Genomic DNA, 9,010 nt, shown 5'->3' on the forward strand with positions numbered 1-9,010 from the left:
GCGCTGCGTGAAGCCGATCGGATGATTTATGGTGGTACGTTCTCTACCTCATCGCAAACCGCCTTGTGGGCGCTACGTGATGTTGCTACGCAGAGCTATCACCGGAGCCGGGCTCGATTATTAGGCGCAGTTAGGCCGGAAACGGATCAGCAGCCAGATTCCACAAAGACGTCTTTTTTATCCTGAGCAAATGGAACCCTGGTATTCGCTGCATTGGTTTAGTCCGGCACAATGGCAACAATTTCAGATCGCCAACCCGTTAGCCTTATTGCTTATTCCGGTTATTATACTGCTCTTCTTCTTGCGGCAGTATCTGCACCGAAATGCGCAGCAGCGTTTAAATCTATCAGTTAGTCCAATCACTACGTCCCGCACACGTCGTCAGGAAATACGTGTACAAACGACCCAGTCTCTGCTTAGTTTACTACGTTATGCCCTGCCAGTCAGCGTTTTCCTGGGAATTAGTCTGCTTCTGATTGCGCTGGCTCGCCCACAAATTATACGCGAGCAACGCGACGAGCAATCTGAAGGCATTGACATTATGCTGGCAATAGATGTGTCGGAATCAATGACCGAAACCGACCTGCCCCCTTCACGTCTGGCTGCGGCTCGACGCGTAGCACAAACATTCGTAAACGGTCGGCAGAACGATCGTATTGGTCTGGTCATTTTTGCAGGAGAAGCTTTTTCGCTCTGCCCGCTTACTACCGATTACGGTTTATTAAAGCAATATCTTAACGATCTGCATGCCCAGATGATACGTACCTCCGGCACAGCGATTGGCGATGCACTCGCCCGGTGCATCAACCGAATGCGCGATCGTTCTTTAGCGTCTCCCGATACGACTCAGCAGCAGGCAGCCGAATGGAATCACAGTAAAATTATTATCCTGCTCAGCGACGGCGACAATACGGCTGGTAACCTCGATCCTGTTACGGCTGCCCGACTAGCCAAACAGTTCAATATCCGGCTCTATACCATTGCCGTTGGCCGGGCCGTAACGGCGTCATCCAAAGCCACAACTGTTGATGAGGGAATTCTGAAAACGATCGCAACTATTGGGAATGGCAGTTTCTTCCGGGCGACAGATACCCGACGACTACAGGCGGTATTTGCGCAGATCAGTAAGCTGGAGAAAGCCCCGATTCGCGTTCGGATTTACGAAGATGTGCAGGATTATTACCGAATTTATCTGTATTGGGGCATCTGTTGCCTACTTTTTGCTTTATTTCTTAAAAACACGATTTTCGGTAACGTACTGGAAGATTAGGCTCCTGTACTCAATATACTATGCTACGTTCTTATTACAACGCGAATTTTATTGAGGCCGGACTGGACGAAGTTGGGCGCGGATGTCTGGCTGGTCCCGTTGTGGCCGCTGCCGTTATTCTGCCAAAAGATTATACGCACCCGATTCTGAATGATTCCAAGCAACTCTCGCGCCTACAACGCGAAACGCTACGTATCGACATTGAACGCGATGCGTTGGCCTGGGCCGTAGCCGAAGTGTCGCACGAAGATATCGATCGCATTAATATACTGAAAGCTAGCTTTCTGGCTATGCATCGTGCTGTCGATTCTCTAGGTGTTAAACCAGAGCATTTATTGATAGACGGAAACCGGTTCGTCCCCTACCCGATGATTCCGCATACTTGTATCGTGAAGGGCGACGCTCATTATCTGTCCATTGCAGCGGCTTCGGTATTGGCTAAAACGTATCGTGATAAGCTGATGGAACAACTGGGCCTTGAATACCCAGCTTATGGCTGGGCGCAAAATGTGGGGTACCCTACTCCTATCCATCGCGAAGCCATCCGGCAATTCGGTCCGACCAAATACCATCGCATGAGTTTCCGCCTGATTTAGCGCAATCTGAGGAGGTTTCGGGCTTTTTCTGCTTTGGGAGTATGATAAGTCGTTGCCTATGACCGCCAATCAGGATTATATTCTTCAGGTACGTGATCTAACCAAAACCTTTGGCGGTATAAGGGCGTTGAACAACGTTCAGCTAAACCTGCGAAGAGGTGAAGTTCACGCACTTATGGGCGAAAACGGTGCAGGTAAATCGACGTTTATGAAAATTTTGTCCGGTCTTGAATCATCAGACTCAGGCGAGATTCTTCTCAATAACATACCGCTTGACAACAAAACGGTTCGGGATGCGCAACGTAGTGGTATTTCGATGATTCATCAGGAGATACTGGCCGTTCCCGAGTTGACCGTCGCGCAGAATATTTTCCTGGGTCGCGAACCCCGAAACTGGTTTGGCTGGGTTGATGAGCAACGTAGCAATCAGCAAGCGGAGGAGTTACTGGCGCACATGGGCGCGTCAATCAATGCCCGGGCTAAAATGAAAGATCTGAGCGTGGCTGCCCAGCAGATGGTTGAGATTGCCAAAGCGATATCAAACAACGCCCAGGTGCTGATTATGGATGAGCCGACCTCGGCGCTGTCTCACAAAGAAGTCGACGTACTGTTTTCACTGATTGATGAGCTGAAGAAAAAAGGCGTAGCGATCGTTTACATCTCTCATAAGATGGATGAGATTCGTCAGCTTGCCGATTCGATCACGGTACTACGGGATGGAACCTACATCGGAACATATCCGTCCCACGAACTGGATACACACTCGTTGATCAATCTGATGGTTGGGCGCGAGATTAACAACCTCTTTCCCGACGTTTCTGCTGAATCTGGCAATGAAGTACTACGTATCGAAAACCTTACCCGTCAGGATGCATTTTCGAATATCAGCTTTACGGTTCACGAAGGCGAAATTCTCGGCATCGGTGGGCTGATGGGCGCTGGACGTACTGAACTGGCTCGGGTTATTTTCGGACTGGATCAGCCGGATTCGGGAGAGATTTATGTCAAAGGTCAACGTATCAGAATTACGTCTCCACAGCAGGCGATCCATAGCGGTATTGGCTACGTGAGCGAAGACCGGAAAGGCTGGGGATTTGTACCTGAACTTTCCATCAAGCAAAACCTTACGTTAGCCAGTCTGCCCGCCCACGCGAACGGTACGTTCATCGACGCGAAACGTGAAACGGATTCTGCCCACAGAATGATTCAGCAGCTACGTATCAAAACCGCTGGCCCTGAGCAGAAGATCGCGCAGTTAAGCGGTGGAAATCAGCAGAAAGTAGTCATTGGCAAAGTACTTCTGGCATCGCCCTCGCTCATTATCCTTGATGAACCCACGCGCGGCATCGACGTAGGGGCCAAATTTGAAATCTATAAACTGATCCGGCAGTTGGCCACCGACGGCGTAGCGGTCATCGTCATTTCGTCTGAACTGCCCGAACTGCTTGGCCTTAGCGACCGAATTCTGGTTCTGGAAAAAGGCAAGCAAACCGCTCTGCTGACCAAAGAAGAAGCCACTCAGGAAACGGTTCTACGCTACGCCATGCCTACTTAATACAACCCGCCTTATTCATGAATACGCCAAGCAATACGTACCCCGATCTGATCGAAAATTCACCGAAGAAAACGCGCTTTAAGGGCCTCGGTCAGTATGGAATTTTTGTGGCTTTTGGCCTGATCTGTCTGGTTCTTTCGCTCACAACGCGCAACTTTCTGAGCTGGTCGAACCTGATAATTATTGTCACGCAGGTATCCATCAATGCACTGCTGGCCTTTGGCGTTACGTTTGTTATCATTACGGGCGGCATTGATCTTTCGCTGGGGTCGATGGTAGCCGTTGCGGGGGTTGTAGCCGCTTCGTTTGCCCATCCCGATACGTATCCGGTCCTTGTTCCTGTTCTGATGGGTTTGCTGACTGGCCTGGCAATGGGCGCTTTCAACGGGTTTGTCATCACTCGGAGCAACGTACCTCCTTTTATTGTTACGTTGGGGACTATGACTATCGGGCGGGGGGTAGCGCTGATTCTGAGCAAAGGCCGACCCATTTCGAACCTGTCCGATTCATTTAATTTTATTGGCGGTGGTCAGCTTCTGGGGATTCCAATGCCTATTTTCATCCTGATCATCCTGTTTGCGCTCTGCGCCATTCTGCTGAACAAAACAATTATAGGCCGGTATATGTACGCCATTGGTGGTAACGAGCAGGCTGCCAGAGCATCGGGCATTCCGCTGAACAAAATCAAGATGGTGGTTTATACGCTTTGCGGTGGACTGGCTGGTTTAGCGGGGATTTTATTGACGTCTCGCATCACAACGGGCCAACCGAACGCTGGGGCCGGTTTTGAGCTGGATGCAATTGCAGCAGCCATTATCGGTGGCACCAGTACGTCGGGCGGAACCGGAACGATGGCAGGCGCTTTAATCGGCGCATTGCTGATTGGCGTAATCAGTAATGGCCTGGATTTGCTGAACGTAACGTCTTATTATCAGCAGGTTGTGATGGGCATTATCATCATTGGCGCTGTGGTGCTCGATAGCTGGCAACATAAAAAGAACTAACTAATTGCATTTATTATCCTGCCGAAGCTTCGGCATCACCCACTTACTATTCCGTATGAAATCACTACGTCGACTCTTACTCCCTTCTCTGACCTTATTGCTTCTAACAGCTTGTTCATCATCCGACAAAACCCAGTCGGGCAACGGGCAGGAAATCGTTGTTGGCGCTACGATGCTCAGTATGCAGAATGAATTCATCGTTAATGTGCACGACGAAATGGAGAAAAAGGCGAAGGAATTAGGCATTGAACTGATCACGGTTGATGCCGAACGGTCGGCGCTGAAACAGATTGAGCAGGTGGAAAGCTTCATCGCCCAAAAAGTAGACGTCATTATTATGAACCCATGCGAGGTGGAAGCCAGTTCGCCCGCCATTGCCAAAGCGCTGGCCGCCAAAATTCCGATTATTAACGTCAACTCCGAAACCAGTGCGAAACCATCGGCCTTTGTTGGTTCCGACGACGTAGAATCGGCCAAAATTGCGCTAAAATTCCTTGCTGATAAGTTAGGCGGAAAAGGCAATATTCTGATGATGCAGGGCTACATGGGGCAAGCCGCCCAACTGAAACGAGAACAGGGCGCTAAAGAAATCTTAAAAAACTATCCGGGTTTGAAGATAATAGCGCAGCAAACCGCCGAGTGGGACCGCGCCAAAGCCATGTCGTTGATGGAAAATTGGATTCAGTCGTACGGTTCGCAGATCAACGCTGTTTTCGCGCAAAATGACGAAATGGGCATGGGCGCCGTGAAAGCTTTATCGGCGGCCGGACTAAAAAACAAAGTAATCGTGGTGAGTATCGACGCGATTCCTGATGCACTGCAAGCCGTACAAAAAGGCGAACTCGACGCTACGGTGTTTCAGAATGCCCAACAGCAAGGCGCCAAAGCCATCGAAACAGCGGTCAAACTCGCCAAAGGCCAAACCGTTGAACCCGCTACGTTAATCCCGTTTCAACTCGTCACCAAAGAGAACGTAGCGTCGTTTATAAAGCCGGCGAATTAATCTGTCCGGTTGGCCAATTGCTCTGTTAAACTATTGCGTACCGTTTTTACCCCCGTTCGGAGTTTAGCAGATTTAACGGCTAATTCCGACAGTAATTTATCAGCACGCCCAACCGACTCATGAGCCCGATTTTTGATCTCATCAATATACTTTTCTTTATCGTCGGGAGTCATACGTTATTTTTTTAATTGGTCAATCATAAACCGACAGTGCGAAATATCTAAAGTAATTTCAGCTAGTTCGTCACGATAACGTTCAACAGCATTCTTAAGATTTATTTGACTTAGCATTAGGCTACCTAGCAAGAAATCTTCACCTTCACCTGCTTCCCTGAGCGAATAAATAGCTTTCTAAATTTCGTACAACTCAATGTCGATAGATAATAGAATACCTGCTACTTTCAACTCAAGAGCCTCCAGCTCCAATAGCCAACCCTCATAATAAGAGCGGTTATACATACACAGATATACTATTTAATGAAATAAGTATATAAGATTTACTCCACCTCAATTTGTTCCCGCAATTTTTGCGTGGGACGGAAGCGTTCGCCGTATGTATCGGCTAGTCGGTCGCAGGTGGCTATGAACGTAGCGTTGCCCACAAAATCGACGAACGATAAAGCGCCACCCGTGTAGGCTGGAAAACCCCAACCCAGAATCGACCCCAGATCAGCGTCAAGTTTTGTGCGCACTACGTTCTCCTCGAAACAACGTACCGCTTCGATCGCCTGTCGATACAACAGTCGCGTTTTTACTTCGTCGAGCGTTGGCTGAGAGTCGGCCAGTGGAAATAGCTCCTGCAAACCCGACCAAAGGTGTTTGGGCGCGTCGGCGGGATAGTCGTAAAACCCGGCTTTTGCTTTCTTACCCAACCGCCCTAACTCGACAAACTGCTTTGCGATCTGATAACTGGTATCATTCTCAGAAATAGCGCCATCCTGAACGCCCTGAGCTGAAATTTTATACACCAAATCCAGCGCGACTTCATCTGTCACGGCCAGCGGACCAACGGGCATTCCGGCAGCTTTCCCCGCGTTTTCGATCAACACCGGATTAACGCCCTCTTTCAGCAATTCCATCCCCTCGGCTGTATACGTAGTGAAGCAGCGCGACGTATAAAAACCCCGCAAATCGTTTACGACAATGGGCGTTTTCCGAATCTTGCGAACGTAGTCGATGGCAACGGCGAGCGCATACTCGGAGGTTTGTTTACCAACAATAATTTCCACCAGCGCCATTTTATCAACTGGCGAGAAAAAGTGAATTCCGATGAAATTTTCGGGTTTGGCCGAAGCTTCCGCCAAACCACTGATCGGTAATGTAGACGTATTGGAGGCAAAAATACCGCTGGAAATCAGCATTGGCTCGGCTTCGCGGGTTACCTGCGCTTTGAGTTCCCGGTTTTCAAAAACGGCTTCGATAATCAGATCGCAGTCGCGCAAATCTGCTACGTCGGTTGTCGGCTTGATTCGGCTTAAAATGGCTTCCGCCTGTTTCGGATCAACTTGACTACGTTCAACGCCTTTCTGGAGCAATCCCTGCGAATACGCTTTGCCTCGTTCGGCCGCTTCGGGTGACACGTCTTTCAGCACTACGTTGATACCCGCCTGCGCCGATACGTAAGCAATGCCCGCGCCCATCATACCCGCGCCTAAAATGCCGAGTTTCGTTACGTCGGTTTTTGCTACGTCCTTCGGACGGCTGATGCCTTTGTTGGCCTCGTTCAGTCCCAAAAACATAGTCTGAATCAGATTTTTAGCCACTTTCGACGTAGCGACGTTCACAAAATGCCGTCCTTCGATCATCAAGGCCCGGTCAATATTCACCTGCAATCCTTCATACACACACGCCAGAATTTCGATCGGAGCCGGGTAGTTGCCTTTGGTTTTGTCCATCACCATCGCCGTTCCCAGGCCAAATGCCTTTGCGCCCGTTGTACTCTGCACATTGCCGCCTGGTACGTTGAAATTATCCTTCCCAACGATCTTGCCCGTTTTCCGATCCACTTCGTCCCAGGGTTTCACCGGGTTTGGGTTCGCGTCAATCCAGGCGCGGGCTTTCGCCAGCATCTCGTCGGGCGTATCGGCAACGTCGTCAACCATGCCGAGTGCTTTAGCTTCCTGAACGCCAACTTTTTTGCCTTCGAGAATGAGCGGCAATGCGGCCTGAATACCAAGCATTCGGGGTAATCGCTGCGTTCCGCCCGCGCCGGGCAATAAACCAATCGTCACTTCGACCAGTCCGATTATCGTTTTGGGATTGTTCAAAGCGATACGTTGGTGACAAGCCAGACAGATCTCGTAACCACCGCCCAACGCCGTACCATTGATAGCCGCTACGGTCGGTTTTGCCGATGTTTCGATGCTCCGGAAAATTCGGTTCAACTCCGCCGAAACCTTCAGCATTTCGGCCGGCTCTTTATCGTTATTCCGCAGAATCATTTTCAGATCAGCGCCGGCTACAAATTCGGGTTTTGCCGATGTAATAATGATTCCTTTTACCGACTCATCGGTATAGGCCCGTTCCAAAGCTGCTTCAAACTGCGGTATCGATTCGTCGTTCAATACGTTCATCGGCGAGGAGGTCATCGCCCATGAAATAATCGCTACATTCTGATCAACCGTGTAATTTATCATCTTAATTAACTCGTTCAAAAATGGTGGCGATGCCCATGCCGCCCCCAACGCAAAGGGTTACGAGCCCAACCTGTTTGTTGCTACGTTCCAATTCGTCAAGCAATGTAGCGGATAGAATGGCGCCGGTTGCGCCCAGTGGATGCCCTAAGGCAATTGACCCGCCATTGACATTCAGTTGGCTATGATCGACGTTCAGTTCGTCCATAAAGAGCAGCGGCACGGCGGCAAACGCTTCGTTTACTTCAAACAAGTCAATATCACTAATGGTCATACCCGCTCGTTTCAGCACTTTGCGCGTGGCCGGAATAGGTCCTGTCAGCATAATGGTCGGCTCGGAGCCGATTACGGCAAACGCTTTGATGCGGGCGCGCGGTTTCAATCCGGCTTTTTCACCAAACTCTTTGCTGGCTATCAAAACGCCAGCGGCTCCGTCGACAATTTGCGAGGAATTTCCGGCATGATGGACGTGGTTGATTTTGTCGAACTGCGCGTATTTGAGCAACGCGAGTGCATCCAAACCCATTTGTCCAATCGATTCAAAGGCGGGTTTCAGCTTACCCAGGCTCTCCACCGTTGTACCGGGTCGAACGCCTTCGTCGCGGTCGAGCAACGTAACGCCCAGCTCATCTTTAATGGACATGAGCGTTTTCTGAAAACGATTTTCAGCCTGTGCTTCCATTGCCCGCCGGTACGATTCAGCCGCGAATGTATCGACATCCTGGCGGGAGTAACCATATTTTGTAGCGATCAGATCGGCCGAAATGCCCTGCGGCACAATGTGATGACGAGCTACAATCTGCGGATTCATGAACAAAGCCCCTCCGTCGGAGCCCATCGCCACCCGCGACATGGACTCTACGCCGCCGGCAATGATGGCGTCTGACTGGCCGGACATTACGTAAGCCGCCGCCATGTTGATGGCTTCCAGACCCGAAGAACAAAATCGA

General features: G+C 50.1%; 8 protein-coding genes and 1 pseudogene. 6 read left to right on the forward strand and 3 right to left on the reverse strand.

The features are described 5' to 3' along the window. From ACOJS8_RS26180 to ACOJS8_RS26205, 6 genes and pseudogenes are all read left to right on the forward strand, one after another. Window positions 1–186, forward strand: a pseudogene (locus tag ACOJS8_RS26180) (hypothetical protein); the annotation flags it as partial. Window positions 187–190: 4 nt separating this feature from the next. Then, a complete protein-coding gene (locus ACOJS8_RS26185; RefSeq protein ID WP_420151512.1) occupies window positions 191–1,270 on the forward strand; it encodes a VWA domain-containing protein in 1,080 nt (359 codons plus the stop codon). Window positions 1,271–1,290: 20 nt separating this feature from the next. Next, window positions 1,291–1,866 carry a ribonuclease HII gene (locus ACOJS8_RS26190; RefSeq protein ID WP_420151513.1) on the forward strand — a complete coding sequence of 192 codons (576 nt, stop codon included), beginning with the start codon at window positions 1,291–1,293 and terminating at the stop codon, window positions 1,864–1,866. Between the two features lie 58 nt (window positions 1,867–1,924). Continuing rightward, window positions 1,925–3,421, forward strand: coding sequence for a sugar ABC transporter ATP-binding protein (locus tag ACOJS8_RS26195; protein WP_420151514.1), 1,497 nt, complete (start codon window positions 1,925–1,927; stop codon window positions 3,419–3,421). A gap of 17 nt (window positions 3,422–3,438) precedes the next feature. After that, window positions 3,439–4,425: an ABC transporter permease gene (locus ACOJS8_RS26200; protein WP_420151515.1), complete on the forward strand. Its 987-nt coding sequence runs from the start codon at window positions 3,439–3,441 to the stop codon at window positions 4,423–4,425. Between the two features lie 55 nt (window positions 4,426–4,480). After that, window positions 4,481–5,428 carry a substrate-binding domain-containing protein gene (locus ACOJS8_RS26205; protein WP_420151516.1) on the forward strand — a complete coding sequence of 316 codons (948 nt, stop codon included), beginning with the start codon at window positions 4,481–4,483 and terminating at the stop codon, window positions 5,426–5,428. On the opposite strand, the gene ACOJS8_RS26210 is transcribed toward ACOJS8_RS26205, so the two are convergent. From ACOJS8_RS26210 to ACOJS8_RS26220, 3 genes are all read right to left on the reverse strand, one after another. After that, complete coding sequence (locus ACOJS8_RS26210) at window positions 5,425–5,601, reverse strand: hypothetical protein (RefSeq protein WP_420151517.1); 177 nt, start codon at window positions 5,599–5,601, stop codon at window positions 5,425–5,427. The genes ACOJS8_RS26205 and ACOJS8_RS26210 overlap by 4 nt on opposite strands. Window positions 5,602–5,924: 323 nt before the next feature. Next, on the reverse strand, window positions 5,925–8,063 hold the full coding sequence (locus tag ACOJS8_RS26215; protein ID WP_420151518.1) for a 3-hydroxyacyl-CoA dehydrogenase NAD-binding domain-containing protein: 2,139 nt from the start codon (window positions 8,061–8,063) through the stop codon (window positions 5,925–5,927). Between the two features lies 1 nt (window position 8,064). Beyond that, window positions 8,065–9,010: acetyl-CoA C-acetyltransferase (locus tag ACOJS8_RS26220; protein WP_420151519.1), on the reverse strand; the 946-nt coding region annotated here is incomplete at its 5' end.

The sequence above is a fragment of the Spirosoma sp. genome, from assembly GCF_048594605.1.
GTDB lineage: Bacteria > Bacteroidota > Bacteroidia > Cytophagales > Spirosomataceae > Spirosoma.

Bases quoted from the DNA above. Each gene is read 5' to 3' on its own strand.
- ACOJS8_RS26185 (WP_420151512.1), top strand. From the start codon at position 191: ATGGAACCCTGGTATTCGCTGCATTGGTTTAGTCCGGCACAATGGCAA.
- ACOJS8_RS26190 (WP_420151513.1), top strand. From the start codon at position 1,291: ATGCTACGTTCTTATTACAACGCGAATTTTATTGAGGCCGGACTGGAC.
- ACOJS8_RS26195 (WP_420151514.1), top strand. From the start codon at position 1,925: ATGACCGCCAATCAGGATTATATTCTTCAGGTACGTGATCTAACCAAA.
- ACOJS8_RS26200 (WP_420151515.1), top strand. From the start codon at position 3,439: ATGAATACGCCAAGCAATACGTACCCCGATCTGATCGAAAATTCACCG.
- ACOJS8_RS26205 (WP_420151516.1), top strand. From the start codon at position 4,481: ATGAAATCACTACGTCGACTCTTACTCCCTTCTCTGACCTTATTGCTT.
- ACOJS8_RS26210 (WP_420151517.1), bottom strand. From the start codon at position 5,601: ATGACTCCCGACGATAAAGAAAAGTATATTGATGAGATCAAAAATCGG.
- ACOJS8_RS26215 (WP_420151518.1), bottom strand. From the start codon at position 8,063: ATGATAAATTACACGGTTGATCAGAATGTAGCGATTATTTCATGGGCG.